The sequence below is a fragment of the Paenibacillus taichungensis genome (assembly GCF_047302525.1).
In the GTDB taxonomy this organism is placed as follows: domain Bacteria; phylum Bacillota; class Bacilli; order Paenibacillales; family Paenibacillaceae; genus Paenibacillus; species Paenibacillus taichungensis_B.
The window spans coordinates 2,706,217-2,731,269 of sequence record NZ_CP168020.1 but is presented as its reverse complement, the minus strand read 5'-3'; the positions used below and the strand labels follow the sequence as shown (position 1 = coordinate 2,731,269).

The following is a 25,053-nucleotide window of genomic DNA, read 5'->3' as shown; positions in this document are numbered from 1 at the left end:
CTTTCCCTCCACATTCCTCTTATTGGATACCCAATTTCTCTTTATTCTGTTTCATTTTCTCACTACGGACCTTCAGGATATCATCCCAACGGTTTTCACCTAAAAATGACTTGTATGCGGCGAGCGCATTGTCAAAAGAGGCATCATCTTTGGCACGTACCATGCTTACCAGTGTTGAATTCCACTTGGCGTTGATCGCCGACAACGCACGTGCTTCAGGTGTTCCTTGATTCGGACTAATATTCTCCAGAATGAAGTGTGGTTTCAGTTTGCCTTTGCCCCACTCTTGCATTTGTTTAATAGCTTCCGGGAAAGCATCCGCACTCAGTGCTTTGTGACGGTCATGACCAAAGAACATGAATTCACCCAACCGATATTCCTTCTTGAATTTGTCCGCATTATGCAGTTGCAGGTCTTTCACAGCCGGCAGCAACTCAACCGTACCATCTGCATTCTTTTTATATGTCTCGCCTTCAATACCATAGTTCATCAGAAGCTGACCTTCTTCACTCAACAGATACGTAAAGATTTGAATCGCTTTGGCTGGATCTTTGGCGTCCTTGGAGATGAAGTTGATCATCCAGCCTGTAATACCGGATTGATTGAGTGTCGGCGCATTACCCTTGGTGCTTTGTGGTCCATCAATGGCAACATACTCTTTGCCTGCATTGGCACTCAGATAAATTTGCAGATTTCCTCCCTGTTGAGGTGTACCATCCAGCAGCATCGTTGCATATTTTCCGGATTTCACTTTTTCCTCAAAGGCAGTACCATCATCAGCAAAGCTGTCATCACTAATATTTCCGTCTCTGTACACCTTGTTTAAAGTCTTCAACCACGTAAGATAGTCTTCATCCTGATTGCGGTCATAGAATTCTCCATTTTCAGTTTCAAGCGGCACGCCAATGAAATCTTGCAACGTGTCTCCGAGTGAACCTGTTCCTTCCCCAATAGAGTTAAAACCAAATGGAATCAGCGTTGGGAACTTTTCCTTGATCTGTTTCATCACACTTTCGAATTCCTCTGGTGTTCCCATGACAGGACTTCCCAAAGCCTCGTACACATCTTTACGGATGATAAATGCCGTTTTGGCCGGGATGTTGCCACTATCATAATCCGCTTGCGTATTGGAGTAGTTTGGATAGCCATAAGTCTTGCCATCAGCTAGTTGGAACCAGTTCAGGGTGTCGGCAGCCGCGACTTTGTTGAAGTATGGATCATATTTCTCCGCAAGATCATTCAGCGGCATAGCCCAGGTTGCGGCTTTTTGCACCACAGGAGAGTTAGAGTCAAACACTGTCAGCAGGTCAGGCATATCTCCACCGGCAAAGAACGTATTTAACTTCGTGTCATCACCTGTAATGAATTTGATATTGATGTTCAGATCTTCCTTGATCTTCTTGGTTACAATGTCTTTACCGAAATCCGTGTTCCACCAGTCGGCATTAACGTACCAAGTTAAGTCTGTAGCTTCTTCCTTTTTATCCAGCTGCCAAGCTGGTTTTTCCGGATCGACTGTATAGCGATCTTCAATGGAAACCCAGTTCCCTTCGCTCGAACCCCCTGATCCACTACTGCAGCCTGTAATCATGATCACCGCTGTCAGCAATGCCGCGCACAGTTTAACTCCTTTTTTGCCTGCTGCCTTATTCATCTTGAACATATTGTTTCCTCCTTAAAGTTAGGTGAGAAATATTGAATAGAGCGAACTTTCGAACAAGCTTAGAGTCCTCTTACTCCTTGACTGCTCCCAGCATCATACCCGAGATAAAGTATCTTTGAAGGATGGGATAAATCAGTATGATCGGCAGTGTAGTAATAACAATCGTAGCCAGTTGCACCCCTTTAGTCGTTGTTTCGATGACTGCCGAGCCACCCACATTTTGCATGGATTGTGTCTGGGACTGAACAATGATCTCGTACAGCATCATCTGCAGCGGATACAGCGACTGATCGGTAATGTACAACTTGGTTGTCATAAAGTCATTCCATTGCCCTACCCCATTGAACAATGCAATGGTTGCCATCGCTGGCATGGACAGCGGGATGAAGATTTTGAGAAAAATATGCCAGTCTCCTGCACCATCGATTTTGGCTGACTCCTCCAGAGAATCCGGTACATTCCGGAAGAAATTCATCAGAATGACGACATCATAGAAGCTGAACAATGCCGGAATAATGTACACCCAGAAGCTGTTGAGGAGGCCAAGTGATTTGATCAATAAGTACGTTGGGATCATTCCGCCAGAGAAGAACATCGTGATAACCCCCATGGCAACGTACAGTTTACGGCCACGTATGTGCTTTTTGCTCAGACCGTAACCGACCATGGCACAGAAGAACACGTGTGTAACGACTCCGATTGTTGTTTTGGAAATGGAAATGAAGAACGCTTGCCAGATGCTCGAATCGTTGAACACGGCTCTATAATTCTCCAGCGAGAACTCCGGTGACCAGAAGATGAACCCGCCTTCCGCCAAAGCCTTGCCCGAGCTAAAAGAAGAGATAATGACATTCCAGAGCGGAACCACAATAATGACAGTACAAATAGCGAGTAAAATAATATTTAAGGTATCAAAGATCCGACTATCGAGATCTTCTTTAGCCACCTTTCCATTCACACGGGATGCCTCCTTCTACAGCACAGATTGATTATCGTTTAATTTGCTTGTAATTTTGTTCGCGGTGACCAACAGAATAACGGACACGATCGAGACGCCCAGACCAACCGCGGTAGCATACGAAAAGTCACCCTGTGACATCCCCATACGATATACATACGAATTGATAACTTCTGCCTTATCACGGTTTTGCGAGTTCATCAGAACGAGCGTCTGGTCCAGATTGGAACCAAGTAAACCGCTTACAGTAAGAATCAGATTAAGGCTAATGATCGACTTCATGTTGGGCAATGTGATATTCCAAATTTGTCTGAGACGGCTTGCACCATCAATTTTGGCTGCCTCGTAATACGTAGGATCAATCTTGGACATAATCGCCAAATATAGAATCGTTCCCCAGCCGGCCTCTTTCCAAATATCTGATAAAACTGCAATCCACCAATACTTGCCTGCATCCAGCAAAATGTTCTGCGGTTGCGAGATCACTCCCAAGCTGAGTAGCAGCTGATTAAACAATCCCGTTGTTGAAAACCAGGTGATCAGCATGCCGCCCAGTACGATCCAGGACAGAAAGTGAGGTAGGTATGAAACCGTTTGCACGAACTTTTTGAAACGTCCGCTGTTTAATTCATAGATCATGATTGCCAGGATAATGGGAATGACGAACCCGATACCCAATTTCAAAAAGCTGATCCCCAACGTATTCACTACGGCATCCCAGAAGTATTTGTCTGACATAATGATTCTGAAATTTTCCAAACCGACCCATGGTGCGCTAGACAGCGTATCAATAACGGTGTAATTTTTGAATGCAATCGTCAATCCGTATATTGGAATGTAACAAAAAATAATCATAAAAATGATGCCGGGTATAATCATCGATTGAATTTCCCATTGTCTTCGATAATCGATGACGAACTCTTTCACTCTTTGTCCGATTGGCTTCCTTCCCCCCGGTCTTACAGGCTTTTTACCGGTTGACGACGTCTCTACGGCTAATTTACTCACGCTCTTTTTCTCCCCTCCAACTTAAGCATTTCCTCATAAAAACGTTTTTATTTTCCGACAAAAAAACCCCCTAATCTCAAATCAATAATTAAAAAAAGACCGGAAATGATTACATCCGCTATGTTAAAAAATCACTCCGGTCCATCTTCACATGACTTGAACCCCGTATGATAAGTTCACCCGCCAGTTTCTGTGAAACCCCATGTTCCTTCTTCTTGATCATGCGAACCAAGTGATTGATCGCCAGGATACCCTGCCTTGCAATCTGGTTTCTAACGGTACTTAATGGTGGGGAAAAATATTGGGCAATATCAATATCATCGAAGCCTACTACACTTACATCTTGAGGAACTTCGAAGCCATGAGACTTCAGCGCATGGATGCAGCCGATTGCACTCACATCATTTCCTGCAAGAAAAGCATCAGGTAGCTTGGCAGGATGCAGATGAAGAAAAGATTTCACAGCACTGTAGGTGCCCTCTTCCTCAAAATATCCCTGTAAAATGTAATCATCATCCAGCGGAAGTTGGTACTCACGTAAAGCGGCCAGATATCCATCTCTACGCTGATTACTGTCAAACATAGTGTCCACGCCGGATATGTAAGCAATTTTCTTGTGCCCCAGTCCAATTAAATACTTGGTCGCTTCATAACCCGCTACATAGGAGTCAAAAATGACGCTTCCCATCGTATCGCTCTGAAAGACCCGATCCAAGAATACTGCCTTGATCTTGTCTTTCTCCATAGCGACAATATCCTGTTCATCAATCCGCAGTTCTTCGTAGATGATGACGCCATCCACACGCCGTCCCAGAATATTACTCATAATGACCTGCTTATCCTTGGTCACAAATACATTTAGTCCGTAACCTAGACGATCGCATTCGCGAGACATGGATTCAACCAGCTTATAAAAATACGGACCCGACACACTTGTGGTGAAAAAGCCCAGCATCTTGGTTTGCCCGGATTTCAGCAGTTTGCCGTTCAGGTTGGGAACGTAATTTAAACGCTCTGCCACCTTCAGGACATGCGATTTGGTCTCCGGATTCAAGACATCTACGCCATTCAAGGCGTTGGAAACCGTAGAAATGGATACGCCGGCTTCCCTTGCAACATCTTTAATCGTAATCTTTCCCATAATTTTTTGGTCCTTTGCTATAAAAACGTTTTTATATATTTTAAATTAGCATAAAACCGTTTTCAATACAACACTTTTCCCTTTAATTATTTTTTCACATTCTTTTGCTTATGCAAAAAAAGCAGCTCATATAGGAGCTGCCGTGAATCATGTTTCTTATCACCCGTTCTGGGTGTACATATGATAAATTTGTTGTACCTGCTCTTCCAATCGATCAAAGCGAACAAAACGATCGGCTCGAATATACTCCTTCTGCTCCACCAACATAATCATCGTGGGAACTGTGAAAATAAGAAACCTGGACGCCACCTCTTCCACTTGGTTAGCGTTGATGTGGGCCAAGTGCACCATTGGATACGGTTCAAGTAACTCCCTAATCTTAGGGAGTAAGGCGTGACATACACTGCACTCTGGCCGTGATACGTACAAAAAAACCAATTCATGTTGCTTAATCATTTCTTCGATCATTTCTATGGATGTTAAAGTATGGAGCTCTTTCATAGGGGTCATCCCTTTCGGTCAGTTGGCAACTATAGTTAAAATATAGTTTATCACGAATGATTGACTGTACAAATCTCGCACTCACCTAAACATTTTCTTTTCAAACACAGCCTATCTGCATTAAAATGAAGTTGGAAGATCATCCCATATGAAAAGAGGTTATTGTATGAAAAAATCATTTGTTTTTCTGCTTACTGCCCTGGTTGCTGTAGCTTCCTTCTCCGCGTATGCACCTGTATCTGATGCCTCTGCCGATATTGGAGTTAGCCTGCTATCAGATCGTCAGCAAGGCACCGTAAAATAAGCGTTCACACTCTTTCCAAAAAAAGAATTTGCATAGAAACCAGCAGGCGACCAGTTCGGATAACATCCGGAGTTGGTCGCCTGCTGTCATTGTCATTGTTCTTTTCAGCAATCCTTACTTCCAATCTCTCTTGCGAAGATAGGATTCGAATACAAATGTTCCGAAAGGCAATAAACCTGCTACCAATCCCATGAACCAGCGTGAAGCTTTCCACTTCTTCACAACTGCCAAATGCACAAGTGCAATCAGATATAGCGGAAAAAGAATACCGTGAATCATACCCATAATGGTTACTGGGGAAGACATATCGGCAAAATATTTTAGCGGCATGGCTATAAAAATCAACAGCAGTAATGATACACCTTCCCATATGCCTGCAATTCTGAATCGACCTGTGACTGTCTTCATCCTGTTCAATCTCACCTTTCCAGCGGCTAGTTTGTGAAATATGTAACTTGTTACAAGATGTTGCAACTTGAGGCCACATCATCTGTAATAATGCAGCTTCTCTTGAAACTTCTTGTTCAGTATACCGCATGGTTCTGGTCCGGAAATGCTTCAATTTTGAATAATTAATGACTGAACTATCCGTGAATGAAATGTTGAGTCTTAAATTCGAAAATCGCATCAACAGCATAATGATATCCGCCTGATTTTCGAAAGGATTCCCTCAAATTCGCAGCAGCTTTCTCAAAAGAAGAAACGCTCAACACAGTATCCACAGCTTCACGCAGCTGACTGGCAGTCAAGGTTTGCATTTGTAAACGGAGACCTGCTCCCCTACTAACAACCTGCTCTGCGATGATCGGCTGATCCGCGCTCTGAGGGAGTATAATGAGGGAAACCCCGTAATATAAACCTTCATTGGTACTGTTCATCCCGCCGTGTGTGATAAATAATTTAGCGTACTGCAATACATCCATTTGTGGAACATAACGTTTAACGATGAAATTTTCCGGAATTGCTCCCAGATCCGTAATTTGTGTTCTATCCCCTACAGACATGACAATTGTATGATTGGTATTCCCCAATGCTTCCAAGCAAAGCTTATAGAAATCAAGAGCTTGGTTAAAAACCGTACCCAGTGAAATGTAAATAAGTGTTTTCCCTTTAATGGCTTCCATGTCGAAGTCTTCATGCGTTAGTCCCGAAAATATGGACGGTCCTACAAATTGATACGTGTGATCGAATTCTTCTCCATAGGGCTGGAATTCCCTTGTAGTATACACGATGGTAAGCGGCGCGGGATTGCAAAACACCTCGTAGGGAGAAGCAATCTCCACATCATATTTTTCCTGTAACCTGATCGTCAGGCTATGGAATGTATCGTTTATAGGTTGGACGATTTCGGCAGGAACATTTAAGAAAAAGTGTTGCATCAAATGATTGAATGATTCTTCGGTCTGCGCAAAAGAAGTGCATGAATTAATTGCAGGCAGCTTCAGAATTTGCGCAAGCAAACGTCCGCAGCCAAACATGGAATCATGGATAATGTAATCAAAATGTTCACCCTCGATCTGTTCAAGCACGCTCGGAATGACGATATCTGCTGTAAGCAAAAGACCGTTGACTCGCTCGAGCAAATAAGTTCTGCCACCTGAAACAAAGGCTTTAATAAATTTTTGACCGTCAAAGGTTCGAACTATAGCACCCGTCTTCACAATACGTTCCCGATACGTTTCTATAGTGAAGTACACGACCTCTTCCCCGCGTGAAATAAGCTCTTGTACCACGCCAATCGTTGGATTGACATGTCCCTCTGATCCACCGTTAATAAATAAAACACGTGCCATAACGATCCCTCCTTTGCTATGCTACGTTCTCTAAATGGTGTAAGAATTCGTAAGCAATGATGTGCGTTCCCCCCAAAAAATTCAGGTGGTTGCACGTTCTATCAGTTGAAATTCCAGTTGCTGAGGATGTAACTCCTGCTTGCCAAGGACGGCCCATAATTGATGAAAGGCCTGGGTAGCCTGTTCTGCAATTGGATTATGTATGGTTGTTATTCCAAGCACACGGGACAGTTCAATATCATCGAAACCAACAATAGCAAGTTGTTCGGGAACTTGTATATTCTGTTTACGTGCTTCGGACCAAATTCCGATTGCTGCATAATCATTAGAACATAACACCGCTTGAGGAAGTTCTGGCCCACTTGCCATTCTTCGCATCGCCTCTTCTCCGTCAGATGAACTGAACACGGAATATTGATAGGCTTCACGCAATACAGGCAGACCCTTATCTGCCATAAATGATTCATAGGCTTCACGCCGACTCTGGGTATTCAGACTTTCTGCTCTGCCAAAGGCATTGGCAATGCGGGTATATCCTTTGGACACCAGATGTTCAAGAGCCAGCCTGTAGCCTTGCGCCTGGTCCATAGCCACTGACGGAATTTCGTCATCTTCCATCCGCTGCCAAGATACAATCGGACCATACTCGCAATAGGCTTTCAGTTTATCTGGATGATTGACACAGGTCATAATCACCAGTCCATCCACCCGTTTACTCCGCAGATCCTCGAACGCCTGCAATTCAATCTCTTTATCTCCACGCGAAGTATAGATGAGGGTCTGGAATCCATAATCCATCGCTGTATCAATGAATTGATTCATAAACGTAAGAATAATCTCGTTGGTTGCGGATGTGACAATTCCAATTTGCTTGGTCTGTCCGGTGGATAAGGAAACGGCATTTCGGTTCGGGATATAGTTTAGCTGTTTCATGATTTGCGTTATTTTCTGCCGGGCCTCGTCACTCACATGTGGTGAATGATTAATCACTCTGGACACCGTGGCCTTCGAGTAACCGGACAGCTTCATAATTTCATCGAACTTGGACACATGAAGTCTCCTTTCTTGCTGACTTTCTATGATGAATTACAGTTTGCCTCAAAATAAATAAAAAGTAAAACTTGACGTGTAACCCGTTCCAACGTTTAAGCTTTTTTTATGCAGTGCTGCTGTATGTAATATCCACAACGAATTCATAACGATTGGAGCGATACACATGACTCATTCTCAACATCCATCATTTCATTTCCCCGAAAACTTTCTGTGGGGTGGTGCCATTGCCGCCAACCAGGCTGAAGGTGCATATAATCTAGGTGGCAAAGGTTTGTCCACTCAGGATGTGGCCCCCAAAGGTATCATGGGTCCCATTACTGAAGAACCGACTGAAGATAACATGAAACTGATCGGAATTGACCTCTATCACCGTTATAAAGAAGACGTGAAGCTGTTCGCTGAGATGGGATTCAAGGTATTCCGCACTTCCATCGCCTGGTCCCGTATCTTCCCTAAGGGCGATGAGCTGGAACCCAATGAAGAAGGCCTTCAATTCTATGATGATCTCTTTGACGAGTGTCATAAATACGGAATCGAACCACTGGTCACCCTTTCCCACTACGAGACACCTCTCCATCTCTCCAAGGAATATGATGGTTGGGTTAATCGGAAGATGGTCGGCTTCTACGAGCGTTATGTGACTGCCGTATTCAAACGTTATCAAAATAAAGTGAAATACTGGCTCACGTTCAACGAAATCAATTCGATTCTGGAAGCACCATTCATGAGTGGTGGTATCTACACACCAAAAGAGAAATTGAGCAAGCAGGACCTTTATCAGGCGATACACCATGAGTTTGTAGCCAGCGCTTCTGCTGTGAAGCTCTGTCATGAGATCATTCCAAATGCACAGATTGGTTGTATGATGCTCAGTATGCCGACCTATCCGCTAACACCGAATCCCGATGACATGATTAAAGTGATGGAATTCGAACACAGCAATTATTTCTTCGGAGATGTGCATGTAAGAGGCCGCTATCCTGGATACATGAAACGTTACTTCCGGGAAAATGGAATCCAGATTCAAATGGAAGATGGCGACGAAGACTTGTTGCTCCATACCGTCGACTTCATTTCCTTCAGCTACTACATGAGTATCTGCCAAACGGCTGATCCGGAAAAACAAGTTGTAGGTGAAGGTAACCTGCTTGGCGGTATACCTAACCCTTACTTGCCTGCAAGTGAATGGGGATGGCAGATCGATCCGCAAGGACTGCGCTATGTGCTGAACATGTTCTATGACCGTTATCAGAAACCACTCTTTATTGTGGAAAATGGGCTGGGCGCTGTGGACGAGCTTATTACCGGACCTGATGGTGAAAAAACAGTTGAAGATGACTATCGCATTCAGTACTTGAATGATCATCTTGTTCAGGTCGGGGAAGCCATTGAAGACGGCGTTGAAGTTATGGGATATACGTCCTGGGGATGTATTGATGTGGTCAGTGCTTCGTCAGCACAATTGAAAAAGCGTTATGGTTATATCTATGTTGATCGCCATGACGATGGTTCAGGAACACTCAAACGGTATCGCAAAAAGTCGTTCCACTGGTACAAAGATGTCATCGACAGTAACGGCAAGAGCCTAAAACGTTAAGTAAGTGATACAGCTGTAGCAGGTGTATTCCTGCTCTTTCCCAGCAGAAAACAAGGACATGCATTGGTATACGATGTCATGATGTATTGTTTGCTGCTGGGGGATTTTTATTAATATGGTGAATCGCGTTTTCAGTTGAATTGGACCAGATCCGGTTCCAACGATTTCAATGTTAGCCATCGCATCCCTGCTTCAAAGTCTTCCCGGAAAGAATCAATCAGAATGACGTCAGGATAAGATGGCATCGACAGATCGGCTTGATACTTTTGCCATGCTTGAACCACTGCATCTTCTTCAACCATCTTCTGGTAAATTACAACCTGGTCTGGAGCAAGAATCGCATTTACCGTTTGAATCATTTTACATACCGTTGCTACAAACGTTTCCTTTTCCACTAATTTATACCAATCAATTCCCATGGGAAGGTATTTGACCTCCCCGGCCATGCCAAGTTTTCCTTTGATCACTTTACCATCCATATAAATGCCCATACCTGGAGGGTATTGGGTTGGAAAATAAATTCCGATGACACACTGATCCTCGTCTAACTCTTTTTTTGCGCAATATCCACTGATTGCAGCATTCACATCATTTTCCACCATGACTGGTAATCCGAACTGTGCTTCAAGATCTTCAATCATGCGGATACCTTCTAACTGCTGGTGACTGCTCACCTTAATTTCTCCATTCACAGTTTGCCCCGGAATACCGATACCGATCACTTTAATGGAAGCATGTTGAGTCAGCACGTTCCCAATGATTTCATAGAAGTGTTTCTGGTCAAAGGTAGGCATCGTATATTCTTCTCTGAACACCATGTTATCCTCTAGGTTAATGACGGTGGCGGTGATCAGATCCTGCCCCTGCTTTTCGTTGATATACATGACCAAAGCCAAGCTGAAATCGTAATTGTATCGATAGGTTAATGCAGGTCTCCCCCCGTTGGAAGGCACCATCTCGTCCTCAAACAGTTCACCCAGATCACACAACTCTTTTACCAGTGAATTGACGGTTACTACACTGAGCTTGGTCAAGGAGGCCAGTTGTGGCTTTGTTGCTGTTTCCACCCGTTTCATGACCTGGCGTACATGGTTTATATTAATTTCTTTCATCAAATACGCGTTCGCTATTTTCATAAGCACACCTACTCCATAGTTTCTTCTCCAATGTAGTAACTATACAATATCTCCAAAGGTATTAAAAACACCCGATGAAAAACATCGGGCATTCTGAGGGTTAGTAAATACTTGGTGATTAGCTTCTTCTATACTTCGTTTTGTCTGCTTCCGTTATTTTGCGAATAACTTTGCATGGATTACCCGCAGCAATTACATCAGAAGGAATGTCTCTGGTAACTACACTTCCCGCCCCGATGATTGTGTTATCTCCAATGGTCACACCCGCAAGCACAGTCACGCCGCCACCGATCCAAACATTATTGCCCACTGTGATGGGACCTACAATTTCAAGACCTTCATTACGTTGTTCCACATCATAAGGATGACCAGCAGTATAAAATCCACAATTCGGTGCAACAAAAACGTTGTCACCAAAACTGATTTTTGCCCCGTCCAGCATAACCATATTATGATTGCTATAGAAGTTCTCACCAATTTCAATGTTATAGCCGTAGTCACATACAAATGGCTGCTCGATCAGGAAACGATCCGTCGTTTTTCCAAGCAACTTTTTGAGTAGCGCCTCTCTCGCAGAGATCTTACCTGGATGAAGTTGATTATACTCGTAACAAAGTCCCTTCGCGTACAAACGCTCATCAATCAATTCTTTGTCGTAATTCGCATTATACAGTAATCCCAGTTGTGATTTCTCTTTTTCTGTCATGAATTCCTGTGCCTCCAACTCTTCTGTCCAAAATGAATAGATTAAAGCTCTATCTCTCTAATGATTCTAGCAGGATTTCCACCAACAATCATGTTATCCGGGACATCTTTTGTGACTACGGACCCGGAAGCAATAACGACATTGTTTCCAATAGTGACCCCTGGATTAATGACTGCCCTGCCTCCGATCCATACATTATTCCCGATGTTCACTGGTTTCCCATACTCTGCACCTGTTATCCGTTCAAATGGATTCAAGGGATGAGTAGCGGTATATATGTGAACATCAGGTCCCATTAAACAGTTATCCCCAATGTGCACTTCACATACGTCAAGTATCGTACAGTTAAAGTTGGTATAGAAATGCTCTCCAACATGAATGTTGTAACCATAGTCAAAATGAATATTCGGTTCCATGCTCAGGTGTTCACCCGTTGAACCTAACAGTTCTTTCAAAAATTTTGTACGGATCTCACCATCTGTTTCTGTGGTCTGATTGTACAAGCGTGTCATTCTTCTTGCATGTTCCCTCTCTTGAGACAATTGAGGATCGGAAGCCAAATACAGCTCACCATCGATCATTTTTTGTTTTTCCGATTTTGTTGTGATATTGCTCATGATTGTTTCCCCTTTATGTCTATATTAATTAACGAACCAATAAATTAAGATACTTTATAAAGCTATAATAATTATATGGGATAACCTAAATAAATCAAGTTCTTTTACAAATTGAATGCAAAGATATTATGCCTAATGTTATAAAAAAAACCTCTGCAAATCCAATAAATTATTGGATCGCAAAGGTTTGTTTGCTGAAGTAATACAATATAGAGCAGTTTGCATAGACAACATTTAAACTAACGCATTATCACGCCGCCTGCACAGTTTGCTCCTTGCGACGAATTGCATAAACGGCTGACACAAGACCCATCAGGATCAGAACCGATCCCACCCATCCTGTATACATAATGGACGAGTGATCGATAACCACCCCGCCAATATAGGTTCCAAGAGCAATACCAGCATGTGAAATTCCTGAATTGGTGCTAATTAACGTTTCAGCCGTTGCCGGTGAGGTTTTGATAATCAGACTATTCTGTACCGGGGTAACGGTCCAGCTTAACGCACTCCAGATACTTAGCAGGATCAAGAAAGCAATTAAAGGCAACCCGGTACTAAACGGAATAACCGCCATGCTTATAATAAAGGGTATCAGCACGATGATAATGGCTTTGGCTGGGTGCAAGCGATCTGATAAAATGCCGCCGATTCCGCCCCCTGCTACAGCAGCGATACCAAACATCATATAGATAAAGGTGACCATTGTTGAGCTGGCTCCCAACGCTTCCTGGAGAAATGGTGTGAAATACGCATATAACGTCAAGTGTCCTGCGAGCACAAGCAATGTTGTAACATGGATTGCCAGCATTTTCGGGTTCCATAGAGCAGTAAGCTGCTTCTTCAGGGATACTGCCGGAATCGGCTGCACACGATCCATGGCAATGCCAATGGCAACCATGACCACTACAGTCAGAATCGCGATCAACATAAACACTTCACGCCATCCGGCCAGGTTACCCACAAAGATTCCGATAGGTACACCCAGGATCAGTGAAGCACTTCCTCCCATCGTGATAATTCCCACAGCACGCCCTTTATACTGGGGCTCCACAATACGGGCTGCGAGCGTCAGAGACAGGACAAAAATCAGAGATCCCGTTGCGGCCCCCAATGCTCTGCCTGCCAAGAGCATATAGAAATTGGCACTGAACGCAGAGATTAGATTGCTGATTAGAAAAACGAATAAAGTGCACATATATACTTTTTTACGTTCGAATCTAGCCGTCATATTTAACAAAATAGGCGCAGATAACGCATAGACAAGTGAGAAGATGGAAATTAAATACCCGGCTTTTGCCAAAGTCAGATGAAGATCTGTCGCAATCAAGTCCAGAATCCCGCCTAAAATGAGTTCAACGGTACCAACCACAAATGCCGCGATTGCCAGGACATATACTTTTTTATTCATTTTCGAAGCCTCCTTGAAAGTTACAACTACGATAGTAACTTAATCAAAAGAAGATTTCAATACAAAAAAGCTATTCTCAGAAAGAATAGCTTTTGGTACATCAGTTTAATAAATTAATCGCGCCAGCAGACGTGCAATTTCTTCATCCTGAAGTAGCTGGTCACCGTATTTTTTGGTAATTTGAGTAAGAGCGACGTCATGATAGAAATAATCTGTCATTGCTTTAACAATCGGTTTGGACGTTGTCTTGATGGCCTTCCATGAATCATGTTCGATTCCTGCAAACAAAAGATAGCCATGGTCAACAATGATTAACTGCGAGGGCTCAAGATTACTGTCCTCAAGCATCGGGATTAACGAATATTTATGGGTTAGAGACGTTTGCAGTCCTCCTACAGCCAGGACCTCTACATGTACCCCTTCTGCCTCTTTTCTCTCCAGAAGCTCCCGGTATTTCTCCATTTGCTCGTTCCAGGCCAGAAAAAGGATAGATGAATCCGCCTCTTCAATAAGCTGTTCTATATTCGATGCAATGGATGATGCATCCTTCAATGTCCAGATATGTTCATCTGTGAATGTACGTTTGATTTTATATGTCTTTAACTCCTCAATATCCTTCTCAAAGTCGGCTCTTATTTTGAGGATAATGGATTGAAGATCAACCGCCATGTACAATTTTTTCTTCCCATGCATGGTTGTTAGGACGGTTCCCTTATCAATAAGCCGATTAAGCACTTCGTATATTTTAGCCTTGGGTACATTGGAGTAATTAACAATGGATGTGGCATCGAGCGGTGCATCCTGCGCAAATATGGCCTCATACACCTGACTTTCATATTGTGTAAAACCGAATTTCTGCAACATGGTTCGATTCGGGCTCCTTCTTGTTTGTATCGTTCTATACAGTTTAGACGCCTTAACTTCCCATGTCCAGTTTATCCCACCGACGCTCCATCCTAGTCGTATACGGATATTACGGTCAGAGTGGAGCATCCAAATATAATGACCTCCCAATGGTTATATTAAGATTCAGGCTACACATTTTGATTTTTTGAAGGAGGTATGCTTAAACATGGAGAGCACCCATGAGTTTGTAAAAAAAGTGAATGAGAATGCTGAAAAAGCTCGTCATAACAAAAACAATGGTAAAGGTACACCAACGGATAAACTGCCGTCGAAGCAGCATAGCACCAACAAGTAAGCTTATAATGGCGTTAGAGAAATAATGCTCATTTTTTCTTTCAGCAAGAAAAGGACCTCTGGAGGGAGATCCTTTTCTTGCTATTCGTAATTTGATCGTTCAAAGGCATCCAGTCTGACTAAGTTCGATCCCAGAAGCGTTGCTGGGTCATTGCTTGAATGAATTGCTGTGCAAACGTTCCTGGCTGTTGCTCCACAATGACACCAGGTTTTCCGATAATGCCGACTGGCTGAATCAGTAGAGCCCCCGTCGGTGTAGCTCCTATCGGTTTAAAATGATTGTACGTTTCAATGGCATAGGATCGGGTGTATTTTTGAAAATAATCATCTTCCTTCTGTCCTCCAACAATGAACAAACCATCATATACCAAAGGTGATCCGGTCAAAAAGCTGTCGTCCACTTTCAACTCCACACCGCCCGTTCCATGGACCACACCTTGTCTTTCATGAACAATGACTGGACGAAGTCCCGCGCCCTTAAGCTCATCTAAAATGTATTGTGTGCTCGGACCATCGAATCCTTTACCGACAATCACCCCGACGCGCAGCGTTTTGGGAGAAAATACGGTATTAGCCATACTTAGCGCAGGGGAGGACTTTGTTACTGAAGATTCGTGAACGTGAACGTTCGGTACAGCGACTCCAAGCTCGCGGGCCAGAATGGTAGCCAGCTCTGTGCTGATATTCCCTAACATTTCAACAACCTGTTGACGAATCGAAACGTCCTTTACCTTCCCGAGCTCAAACGTGAGTGCCTGAATGATATGACTCCGCTCCACGCCTGTCATGCTGTTCCAGAATAAACGTGCCTGCGAGAAATGATCCAGGAAACTAGATGCCGTTTTCCGTTCCTTGAGACCTTGCACCGTGGAAGGATAAGTTACAAAACCCCCTTTGGTACCAGGAACAGTATAGGGAGAATTATTGGCAAGAGAGTTTTCGTGATAGGCGACTCTCCCCCGATCAATGGTATACCGTGAAGCGCCGTCTCTCTGGTTGTTATGTACAGGGCATACGGGACGATTGATCGGCAATTCCTGATAATTCGTACCCACCCTTGCCAATTGTGTATCCGTATACGAGAATAGTCGGCCTTGAAGCAGTGGATCATTGCTGAAATCAATGCCACGTACAATGTTGCCTGGATGGAAAGCCGACTGTTCCGTTTCCGCAAATACATTCTCAACATTTTGGTTAATCGTCATTTTGCCAATGATTCGTACCGGAATGTCTTCTTCAGGCCATAATTTCGTTGCATCCAAAATATCAAAGTCAAACTTGAATTCATCCGCTTCCTCCAGCACCTGTATTCCAAGTTCAAACTCCGCAAAGTTACCTGCATTGATATTCTCCCAAAGGTCCCTGCGATGAAAGTCCGGGTCCGCCCCTCCAAGCTTCTGCGCCTCATCCCACACAAAAGAATGCATGCCAAGTACCGGCCGCCAATGAAATTTCACGAATCTGGATTTGCCTTCTTTGTTCACCAGCCGGAAGGTATGCACTCCAAATCCCTGCATCATTCGAAAGCTTCGCGGTATCGTGCGATCCGACATAATCCACATGACCATAGCTGCTGACTCCTGGTTATTCGCAATGAAATCCCAGAAGGTGTCATGCGCAGTGGAGCCCTGTGGAATTTCATTATTGGGTTCCGGCTTCAGCGCATGAATCAGATCCGGGAACTTGATTCCATCCTGAATGAAAAAGATCGGAATATTGTTGCCGACCAGATCAAAGTTGCCTTCATCCGTATAAAATTTTACTGAGAACCCACGTACATCCCGATTCGTTTCGTTCACTCCTTTGGAGCCTGCAACCTCGGAAAAACGAACAAACAGCGGTGTTTTCACACCAGGATCCTGAAGAAAATGGGCCATCGTTAACTCTTCAAGTGACTCATATAACTCAAATTCACCGTAGGCTCCATATCCCCGAGCATGCACAACTCTCTCCGGAATGCGTTCCCGGTCAAAGTGCGACAGTTTCTCACGCATCAGAAAATCTTCAAGCAGCGTGGGTCCCCGATCCCCAGCTTTTAGCGAGTTGCTATCATCCGATATTTTAACCCCTTCGTTGGAAGACATCTCTTTTCCGTTATTATCCCGAAGAAAGGTATTTCTCTGCTCTATCTTTTTGTTCTCATCTATGGGTTCCTTGCTCATTCCAATCACCTCCAACATTATATGTATGGGACTGGAAGTACACTTATGATTGACTGATACACCCATACTTTGATCCGAATCATGTGTGTGATTACAAATACGAATAACATGAGCTGTGCCATGAGGCATAGCTGGCGATTGTCCATTTATTAAATATCGCGTCCTTTGTCTAGCACCTTCCTCATTTCCTTTTCATTTACTATTAAGAATCTAATAGAAAAGGGATGATGAGGATGGCTAGTGTAAAAGCTGTTCCACAACCGGATTTGGTATTGATCTATTGGTCCAGAAACCCGCTCGTTCCCGGTTCTGCACGTAGAATCAGAAGTGTGCGTGTGATTGGGAACACATCGCCTTGCACCTTCACACTGGTGCGTGGTGCATTGCTGATCAATGCCTTAAACTGTTTGCTGGACAATGATATTGGTTTCAAAGTGGTCTATAGCAAAAAAACATCGAACATCAGCGGCGTTTTATTGTTGAAACGCAGATCATAAACGAACAAACAGGTGCCCTCCTTTAATAAGGAGGCGCACCTGTTTGTTATTCAATGAAATATACGACGGAACTCCAGTCTATTTTACGTTCATATAACGTTCAAAGGCATTATTACGGATGGTCAGTAACTGTTCAAGTCCCATATCATTCAACTTTTTGATATAAGCATCCCATCCGTCTTCGATGCCGCCTTTGGTTACCCACTGAGCTCGCATCGTTGCTACATAACCGTCAATATCTGTTGTCAGCGTTGGCAGCTCCTGGAACTCTTCAGCATTGTACATAACCTTCGGATAAGGTGTCGTTACATCGGCACTGCCCAACTGATCGATTTGCAGCTTGAGTCCGTCACCAGCCTTCGGATTAAGCTTAATTTTTTCTTCAAAGGAAGGGCTTACATATTTGGGTCCGAAATCACGCAGGGATTGATCCCAGTACCAAGCATCGGCGCTGGTGCCTGCCGGCGGGTCCATCAACGTGTATGTGCCATCATCGTTTTTCTCGATTACAGTTCCGATCGCACCCCAGAAATTCTGGATGCTGGCTTCACTGGAATAGAATTGATCGGCCCAGCGTGCCGCTACTTCTGGAACAGTACATGAACTTGTAATGAGCAGTTCATTACGGGCCAGGTTCATACCGCCTGGATCCCCTGGCTGATAGCGTTTGCCATCAGGTCCGGCAATAGGTGCAATCGCTTCGTATTGATCGCTCCACTTGCCAAATACCGCATCGGGTGTCCACTGGTTGCTGAAGCCGACGATGGGAATATCTGCATTTTGCCATTTGGCTGATGTCATTGTATTGTCTTGTGTGAACAGTTCCTGATCAATCACCCCTTCTGAATACAGCTTGTGTGTATAAATAAGAGCTTCTTTATAGGCGTCAGTCGTTGGGAAGAAGACCGGTTTACCGTCCTGGACAATCATACTGCTGGCATTAATGTCAGTGATTCCGAATGGATTGAGGAAATCCACATTCAGACCCGTTTCAGTGTAAGGAATTTCGTCCTGTTTTCCATTTCCGTTCGGATCTTTTTCCTTAAACGCTTTCAACACCTGATACAGCTCTTCTGTTGTCGTTGGTGCTTTCAGCCCCAGTTTATCAAGCCACGCCTTATTGATTACAGGCTGGTTCCGGCTCTTCGGACGGGCAGGCAGCCTTGTTGGCATGGAATAGATTTTGCCATCAGGAAACGTACTGATTTTCTTCATATCTGGCGTCTCTTCCATAGCTGCCTTCAAGTTGGGCATATACGAGTCAATGTACTCATCCAGTGGACGGAAATAGCTCAGGTTGTTTACAATGTCCGAATCGCTGAACACCTGGTCGCCCAGGATAATGTCCGGGAGCGTACCACTGGCAAGCATAATGGATTTCTGCTCACCCCAGTCATTGGAGGACATCACCTGCCACTCAATCTTCACATTGGAATCCTTCTCCAAATCCTTGAGCCATTGGTTCTGTGTAAAGGTGTCGCCCATATTCCCCCAACGAACCGTCAGTACCTTGAGTGTAACCGGTTTATTGACAATTGGCAGACCTTCCTGATTAAAATCACTTGAAATCGTAGTCTCCGCATGTTCACTACTATTTCCACTACTACAGCCAACAACGCTGACCAACATGGCCGACGCGAGAAGCAGGCTGCTCATTTTGGTGAATAACTTCTTGCCTATCTTTTTCCCCATTTGGGAACCCCCTTGATTCGTAATGAATTTCAACCCGCCTTATTCCTTCACTGCGCCGATCATCACCCCCTGATTGAAATACTTTTGGATGAACGGATACACACACATGATCGGAATTGTAGCGATGATAATAACGGAATACCTCATCAAATTGGCAAGGCGCAGGGCAACTTGTGCTGCTTCTCCTGTACCCATGCCGGACTGCATCTGATTCGTGATGAGGATATTACGCAGAATCAGTTGCAGCGGATACAGATTCGGATCTTTTAGATAAATTAGGGCGTTAAAATATGAATTCCAATACCCTACAGCAATCCATAGTCCGAGGACTGCGATGATTGCTTTGGACAGCGGCAATACAATCAGTACAAAATACCGCAGGTTACCACAGCCATCGATCTGGGCCGCTTCCCATAGATCTCCCGGAATACTGGTCTGGAAAAATGTCCGGGCGACGATCATGTCGAAAACCACCACGGAGAACGGAAGCACCATCACGAGGAACGTGTTGTATAGATGGAAGTCGCGGATCGTCAGGAACGTTGGGATCAAGCCCCCGCTGAAGAACATTGTAAAGATAAAGAACAGCGAGAAAAATTTACGCCCCACCAGATCTTTTCTCGATAATGCATAAGCCGCCGAAATATTAACGACAAGCCCGAAGAGTGTTCCCACTACCGTATACAGAATGGTATTTCGATATCCGATCCAGATATTTTCGTGTCGCAGCAGTTCCCTATACCCTTCAAGCGTAAAGCCTTTGGGGAAAAGCCACACCTGTCCGTTAGCCACAGATGAAGGATCACTGAACGAGGCGATGACAATAAAATAGATTGGGTAAATGATAGCAATCAGAAAAAGAACTGCAAAGGCATACAGTACAACTTCTGCAACCGTAACGCGTGATCGACGTTTTGTACGGGGAGTTCTGGTCATTGCTGCCGGTTCCATAACGCTCATCTTGTTTGTCTCCCCCCTACCATAGACTGTTTTCACTGTATTTCTTGGACAACTGATTGACCAGAATAAGCAAAATGAAATTAATGACTGTATTAAACAGGTTTATTGCTGAGGAGAAGCTGTATTGACTGCTCAGCAACCCGATTTTGTATACATAAGTGGACAGAATTTCACTTGAGAGAATGTTCAGGTCGTTCTGCATCAGATACACCTTTTCAAATCCTACGCCGAGTAATCCGCCTACCCGCAAAATAAGCAGCGTGATGGCAGTCGGCAGCAGCATCGGAATATCAATATAACGAACCTTGTGCCATCGACTTGCCCCATCAACCGTGGCCGCTTCATAAAGGCTTGGGTCTACGGCAGACAGCGCGGCAATATAGATAATGCTGTCCCAACCGACATGCTGCCACACATCAGACCAGACATATACACTGCTGAACAGAGCTGATGAACCCATTAAGTCCGGTGCTTGTGCTCCAAACAGCTGATACATATTGCCAACGAGCCCTGTACTTGGCGAGAACAGGATCAGCATCAATCCGACCATAACTACCGTTGAAATAAAGTGAGGCATATACGAAACGGTCTGGAATAACCTTTTGAACCTTCCCGACCTCATCTGGTTCACCAGTAGTGCAAGCATTATCGGAATTGGAAAGGTAGCCAGACTGTACAAGCTAATCACAAGCGTATTGCGTATCGTATTCGTAAATTGATAGGAATGAAAGAATTTCTCAAAGTATTTGAATCCAGCCCAAGGGCTGTCTCCGATCCCCAACGCCGGGCTGTAGTCCTTAAAAGCGATTAATACGCCGTACATCGGCTTGTAGGCAAATAAAAGTGTCAACAGAACCGCTGGAAAAAGCAAAACGTAAAGACCCCAGTTTCGCCTGATTCTCTCCAACGTTCTTCCGATATAAAGTGGATTGGTCCTCATGGTTCTTCCTTCCCTCCTGTAAATATACTGATGCTGTTCTCCCGTAGGACCTGTCATCTCTGGAATAGCTTCAGTATAAACCGCTTCACATTGGGTTTATCGGACCCCTAAGGACGTTATTCGGACTTCTGTGGTTCCATCTATGAACTTTACAAGTAGCCGAGACGCTTACGAGCAAAAATCATATCGTTATCCAGACTTTCGTGTGTGTAATCCGGACTTCTAAATCAAAAGATGCAAATCTTTATGTTTTTTTCAAACAAAGGTTTTATACTATTCCTGAGATATTAAAGCGTATTCATAACCAAGCAATCAAGAAAGTGGTGCATTGTTCCATGGCAAACCTGAACACTATCAAACCCTACCCCATCCGGCATTATATCCGCATGATGTTCGTCATTTCCTTTGTCGTGCTCATTTTGGATCTCGTGATCAGCATTGCTTCCATCTCCATGGTCAAACAGCAGTCCACCCAATACTTGCAGGATGCGGCCGATCTGTACATCAATCGTATTAATCACGATTTTGCGTATATTAATCATTTCATGGGGTGGACACTGGCGAACGACGAGAATCTCGACAACATGAATACATATGGTGTGAACAGTATCCCGTTCCTAAAGGCCAACGAGAAACTACATCTGCTCTTCGCCGAACTACAGCGAAACTACGGGCAGTCGTACAATTTCTTTTATTATTTGGAGAATAGTGAATATTTCCTCAACTGCGCGCCAATAAGTATCTCCTATTCGGATTATTCAGAAGTGAAAAAACAAATCATTACACTGACCCGTGATAAAGGTGTATATGAGAAGTTCTATTCCCATTGGACACCGATTCACGTGAACGGCACTTCTTATCTTATCAATATTGTGCCGTACTACAACCGTTATCTTATTGCCTTGATATCCGCAGATGAACTGATCGCCCCTCTCCAGCAGATTAATCTGGGTGCCAACGGATATGCCTCTCTAGTAGACGAGAGTGGTGTGCAACTTTCCGGACCTGCTGGCGGGGATCACATACCGGAAGAGAGACATTCATTTCTCGATCTGTTCCAGTCTCACAATATAGTCAGCAGCGACTTCTCCAATGCGGCATTCAGCGCGCATATGGTCATCAAGTTTGGCGCATTCGAGAAAATCATGGTTGCTCAGCTGCTCATTATGCTGCTTTTTCTGATTGTGACCTCCACATTAAGTGCAATTATGATGTTTTTCAGGAGAAATCTGCTTGTTCCCATTCAGCGATTCTCCAAAAATCTGGCGCGTATTAACGAAGGTGACGAAGCGACAGACTTCAAGAGCAGCCGGATTATGGAACTGGAGCAGGTCAATGCACAGTTTAAAGAACTGGTAGGCCAGATTAAACGGTTCAAGATCGATCGCTATGAGCAGGAATTGGAGAAACAAAAAATACGTTTGGATTATATGAAATTGCAGATTAAGCCCCACTTCTTCCTGAATTGTTTGACGAGCATGTACAGTATGGCACAGATGCAAATGTACGAAGAAATTGAGAACATGGCGATGGCTACGTCCCGATATTTCCGATATATCTTTCAAAGTGGGGAGAATTTCGTTCTTCTGGAGAATGAGATTGAGCATGTAAGAACGTTCCTGGACATACAGAAGTCGCGTTACCGTGATGCTTTTTCCTATCGAATTGAACAGCCAGAGGTCATCACGGGCATCGCTGTGCCACCACTCGTCATTCAGACATTCATCGAGAATGCCGTCAAATATGGGGTCTCCCGGGACCGGGAATTATGTATTACTTTATCCGTGACGGAACAACGACAAGAAAATGGTGATCATGTGCTCATCCGGATTTCGGATACAGGTCCAGGCTTCAGTCCAGATGTTCTTGACGCACTGATGCGTGGAAAAGCGCTGGAACAAACAGGTGGTAACCGGATTGGCATTATGAATACCATCCAACGTTTGGAATTATTATATCGAGATGAAGCGAATATTACGTTTGCAAACGACGCAAGTGGCGCCCGAATCACACTTTCCTTACCTAAAATGATACTAAATTCAGATACTCCGGGAGAGGTGACAAACCATGAATGCATTGCTGGTTGATGATGATTATTTTGTAGTTATGGCTTTGGAAAAGAAAATTGACTGGAAGGCCTTGGGGATCAACACGATATTCACAGCCTACAATATAGCGCAGGCCAAAGAGATTTTGCAAAATCATCCCGTTCAGATTCTCATATGTGATATTGAGATGCCCCAGGGCAGCGGGCTGGAATTACTCGCATGGGTCCGGGAGGAATCGCATAATGTACAGACGATATTTCTGACCAACTATGCCGATTTCAACTATGCTCAGAAAGCAATTGAGCTGCAAAGCTTTGATTATTTTCTAAAACCTATTGAGTTTGACAAGTTAACTCTTATTATTCAAAAGGCGGTTGCCAAAGCTCGAGACCAGCAGTTTATTGAGAAAGCCATTCATGAAGGTGAACTGTGGCAGAAAAATCGGAGTAAACTGATTGAGGACAGCTGGCGCAGGCTGATCTCAGGTAAAGCTTTTCCTTCCGGCCCTGCCGACGTCTCTGCCTTTTTGACAGAACAAAATCTACCTTATGAAACAACAGATCTGTTTCTTCCTATTCTGGTTAACCTGTTTCCGTATGATCATACGCTGGGCAAGACGGACAAGAACCTGTTCGATTATGCTTGTTTGAATGTGATGGTTGAACGGTTCCAGGACACTTTGTTCTCCATTGAAGCCATTACCGAGATCAAGTATCATAACTGGATGGTTATTCTAAAATGGAACGGAGCACCGGATGCACAGCTGATCGAATCCATGTGCGGTTCGTTCATCCCGGAGGTTAATAATTACCTGAAGTCGGATGCCTGCTGTAGTATCGGGTTCTCTCTAATGCTGGGTCAGATTCGCCATACCATCAACGAGTTGTTGCTGATGAATGAAGAACGAATCAAACACCGCAACCAAACCTTTTTACTGGAAAACTATAATAGACCCGAGTTGAATTACGTACCACCTGATCTGGGACTACTGGAGCAATTGTTGAATGAAAACCGCTTTCAGGCGTTTCTGGATGAAACGGGTCGTTATATGCATCAACTTGTCCGTGAAGGTGTGGTAGGTACCGCTGTTCTAAGTTTGTTGCGTCTTGATCTGGTGCAACTTGTGTATGCCCAATTGAAGAGTAAGGAGATCGAAGTGCACAAGCTGTATATGGGCAAAACGAATGATCAATTGTTCATGCAATCTCTGCATTCTATTGAAGATATGCAATCCTATATTGCTTACCTGGTTAATACAGCTGCCGAATATCTGAATGTCGCCGAACAGCCAAAGTCGGTTGTACATGAGATTACCCATTATATACGCACTCACTATGGAGAAGATTTAACGAGGAATAATCTGGGGGAGATGGTCTATCTGAACCCGGATTATCTGGCACGGCTGTTCAAGAAAGAGATGGGAATTTCACTGGGCCATTATGTCATTCATACCCGTCTTGTGGCGGCCAGGCATCTACTGGAGACCACCGCACAATCGGTGCATACCATTGCTGGAAATGTCGGTTATACCAACTACTCTCACTTCACCAAACTGTTTAAGCAAGAGATGGGCTGCAGCCCCAATGAATATCGCAAGAAGCAGAAAGAAAGCTCTCATGAAACCGGATGATCTTTCTCGCCGTAATGAAAAATGCCACCCTGCGTA

General features: G+C 44.1%; 23 protein-coding genes. 6 read left to right on the top strand and 17 right to left on the bottom strand.

Features of this window, described 5'->3' with window-relative positions:
* Positions 1-19: 19 nt before the first annotated feature.
* The 5 genes from ACDJ58_RS12510 to ACDJ58_RS12490 all read right to left on the bottom strand — a co-directional run bounded on the left by ACDJ58_RS12510 (position 20) and on the right by ACDJ58_RS12490 (position 5,271).
* Positions 20-1,663: a sugar ABC transporter substrate-binding protein gene (locus ACDJ58_RS12510; protein ID WP_413378326.1), complete on the bottom strand. Its 1,644-nt coding sequence runs from the start codon at positions 1,661-1,663 to the stop codon at positions 20-22.
* A 70-nt stretch (positions 1,664-1,733) separates the two neighbouring features.
* Positions 1,734-2,621 (bottom strand): carbohydrate ABC transporter permease, encoded by an 888-nt coding sequence (locus ACDJ58_RS12505; protein ID WP_413378324.1) that lies wholly within the window; start codon positions 2,619-2,621, stop codon positions 1,734-1,736.
* Between the two features lie 15 nt (positions 2,622-2,636).
* Entirely contained in the window at positions 2,637-3,629 is a 993-nt protein-coding gene (locus ACDJ58_RS12500) for an ABC transporter permease (protein ID WP_413378322.1), read from the bottom strand.
* A 118-nt stretch (positions 3,630-3,747) separates the two neighbouring features.
* Positions 3,748-4,770, bottom strand: a complete 1,023-nt coding sequence (locus ACDJ58_RS12495) for a LacI family DNA-binding transcriptional regulator (RefSeq protein WP_413378320.1) — start codon at positions 4,768-4,770, stop codon at positions 3,748-3,750.
* A 159-nt stretch (positions 4,771-4,929) separates the two neighbouring features.
* On the bottom strand, positions 4,930-5,271 hold the full coding sequence (locus ACDJ58_RS12490; RefSeq protein WP_413378317.1) for a thioredoxin family protein: 342 nt from the start codon (positions 5,269-5,271) through the stop codon (positions 4,930-4,932).
* Between the two features lie 166 nt (positions 5,272-5,437).
* Here ACDJ58_RS12490 and ACDJ58_RS12485 point away from each other — a divergent pair, with 166 nt between their 5' ends.
* Positions 5,438-5,575, top strand: coding sequence for a hypothetical protein (locus ACDJ58_RS12485; protein ID WP_413378315.1), 138 nt, complete (start codon positions 5,438-5,440; stop codon positions 5,573-5,575).
* A 114-nt stretch (positions 5,576-5,689) separates the two neighbouring features.
* Here ACDJ58_RS12485 and ACDJ58_RS12480 read toward each other — a convergent pair whose 3' ends face one another.
* The 3 genes from ACDJ58_RS12480 to ACDJ58_RS12470 all read right to left on the bottom strand — a co-directional run bounded on the left by ACDJ58_RS12480 (position 5,690) and on the right by ACDJ58_RS12470 (position 8,418).
* On the bottom strand, positions 5,690-5,983 hold the full coding sequence (locus tag ACDJ58_RS12480) for a DUF3817 domain-containing protein (protein ID WP_113052230.1): 294 nt from the start codon (positions 5,981-5,983) through the stop codon (positions 5,690-5,692).
* A gap of 176 nt (positions 5,984-6,159) precedes the next feature.
* Positions 6,160-7,368: a macrolide family glycosyltransferase gene (locus ACDJ58_RS12475; RefSeq protein WP_413378313.1), complete on the bottom strand. Its 1,209-nt coding sequence runs from the start codon at positions 7,366-7,368 to the stop codon at positions 6,160-6,162.
* Between the two features lie 81 nt (positions 7,369-7,449).
* On the bottom strand, positions 7,450-8,418 hold the full coding sequence (locus tag ACDJ58_RS12470; RefSeq protein WP_413378311.1) for a LacI family DNA-binding transcriptional regulator: 969 nt from the start codon (positions 8,416-8,418) through the stop codon (positions 7,450-7,452).
* Positions 8,419-8,584: 166 nt separating this feature from the next.
* On the opposite strand from ACDJ58_RS12470, the gene ACDJ58_RS12465 reads away from it, so the two are divergent.
* Entirely contained in the window at positions 8,585-10,018 is a 1,434-nt protein-coding gene (locus tag ACDJ58_RS12465; RefSeq protein ID WP_413378309.1) for a glycoside hydrolase family 1 protein, read from the top strand.
* A 131-nt stretch (positions 10,019-10,149) separates the two neighbouring features.
* On the opposite strand, the gene ACDJ58_RS12460 is transcribed toward ACDJ58_RS12465, so the two are convergent.
* The 5 genes from ACDJ58_RS12460 to ACDJ58_RS12440 form a co-directional block, all read right to left on the bottom strand.
* A complete protein-coding gene (locus tag ACDJ58_RS12460; protein WP_413378307.1) occupies positions 10,150-11,154 on the bottom strand; it encodes an ROK family protein in 1,005 nt (334 codons plus the stop codon).
* A gap of 118 nt (positions 11,155-11,272) precedes the next feature.
* The gene (locus ACDJ58_RS12455) at positions 11,273-11,860 is read right to left on the bottom strand and encodes a sugar O-acetyltransferase (RefSeq protein ID WP_413378305.1); all 588 of its coding nucleotides are present in this window, start codon (positions 11,858-11,860) and stop codon (positions 11,273-11,275) included.
* Positions 11,861-11,901: 41 nt separating this feature from the next.
* Positions 11,902-12,477, bottom strand: a complete 576-nt coding sequence (locus ACDJ58_RS12450) for a sugar O-acetyltransferase (RefSeq protein WP_413378303.1) — start codon at positions 12,475-12,477, stop codon at positions 11,902-11,904.
* A 250-nt stretch (positions 12,478-12,727) separates the two neighbouring features.
* Positions 12,728-13,888, bottom strand: a complete 1,161-nt coding sequence (locus ACDJ58_RS12445) for an MFS transporter (protein ID WP_413378301.1) — start codon at positions 13,886-13,888, stop codon at positions 12,728-12,730.
* A gap of 105 nt (positions 13,889-13,993) precedes the next feature.
* Positions 13,994-14,752, bottom strand: a complete 759-nt coding sequence (locus ACDJ58_RS12440; RefSeq protein ID WP_413378299.1) for a TrmB family transcriptional regulator — start codon at positions 14,750-14,752, stop codon at positions 13,994-13,996.
* 208 nt (positions 14,753-14,960) lie between these two features.
* Here ACDJ58_RS12440 and ACDJ58_RS12435 point away from each other — a divergent pair, with 208 nt between their 5' ends.
* Positions 14,961-15,089, top strand: a complete 129-nt coding sequence (locus ACDJ58_RS12435) for a DUF4023 family protein (protein ID WP_413378297.1) — start codon at positions 14,961-14,963, stop codon at positions 15,087-15,089.
* Positions 15,090-15,207: 118 nt separating this feature from the next.
* Here ACDJ58_RS12435 and ACDJ58_RS12430 read toward each other — a convergent pair whose 3' ends face one another.
* Positions 15,208-17,250 carry a catalase gene (locus tag ACDJ58_RS12430; protein ID WP_413378295.1) on the bottom strand — a complete coding sequence of 681 codons (2,043 nt, stop codon included), beginning with the start codon at positions 17,248-17,250 and terminating at the stop codon, positions 15,208-15,210.
* Between the two features lie 233 nt (positions 17,251-17,483).
* Between ACDJ58_RS12430 and ACDJ58_RS12425 the strand changes: the two genes are divergently transcribed.
* Complete coding sequence (locus ACDJ58_RS12425; RefSeq protein WP_413378293.1) at positions 17,484-17,747, top strand: hypothetical protein; 264 nt, start codon at positions 17,484-17,486, stop codon at positions 17,745-17,747.
* A gap of 78 nt (positions 17,748-17,825) precedes the next feature.
* Here ACDJ58_RS12425 and ACDJ58_RS12420 read toward each other — a convergent pair whose 3' ends face one another.
* From ACDJ58_RS12420 to ACDJ58_RS12410, 3 genes are read right to left on the bottom strand one after another with little or no spacing between them, the layout of a single operon-like run.
* Positions 17,826-19,439 (bottom strand): ABC transporter substrate-binding protein, encoded by a 1,614-nt coding sequence (locus ACDJ58_RS12420; RefSeq protein WP_413378291.1) that lies wholly within the window; start codon positions 19,437-19,439, stop codon positions 17,826-17,828.
* Positions 19,440-19,478: 39 nt separating this feature from the next.
* Entirely contained in the window at positions 19,479-20,375 is an 897-nt protein-coding gene (locus ACDJ58_RS12415; RefSeq protein ID WP_413379639.1) for a carbohydrate ABC transporter permease, read from the bottom strand.
* Between the two features lie 40 nt (positions 20,376-20,415).
* Positions 20,416-21,339, bottom strand: a complete 924-nt coding sequence (locus ACDJ58_RS12410; RefSeq protein WP_413378289.1) for an ABC transporter permease — start codon at positions 21,337-21,339, stop codon at positions 20,416-20,418.
* 335 nt (positions 21,340-21,674) lie between these two features.
* Between ACDJ58_RS12410 and ACDJ58_RS12405 the strand changes: the two genes are divergently transcribed.
* On the top strand, positions 21,675-23,426 hold the full coding sequence (locus ACDJ58_RS12405; RefSeq protein ID WP_413378287.1) for a sensor histidine kinase: 1,752 nt from the start codon (positions 21,675-21,677) through the stop codon (positions 23,424-23,426).
* On the top strand, positions 23,407-25,017 hold the full coding sequence (locus ACDJ58_RS12400) for a response regulator (protein WP_413378285.1): 1,611 nt from the start codon (positions 23,407-23,409) through the stop codon (positions 25,015-25,017). The genes ACDJ58_RS12405 and ACDJ58_RS12400 overlap by 20 nt, the downstream gene beginning before the upstream one ends.
* Positions 25,018-25,053 lie beyond the last annotated feature (36 nt).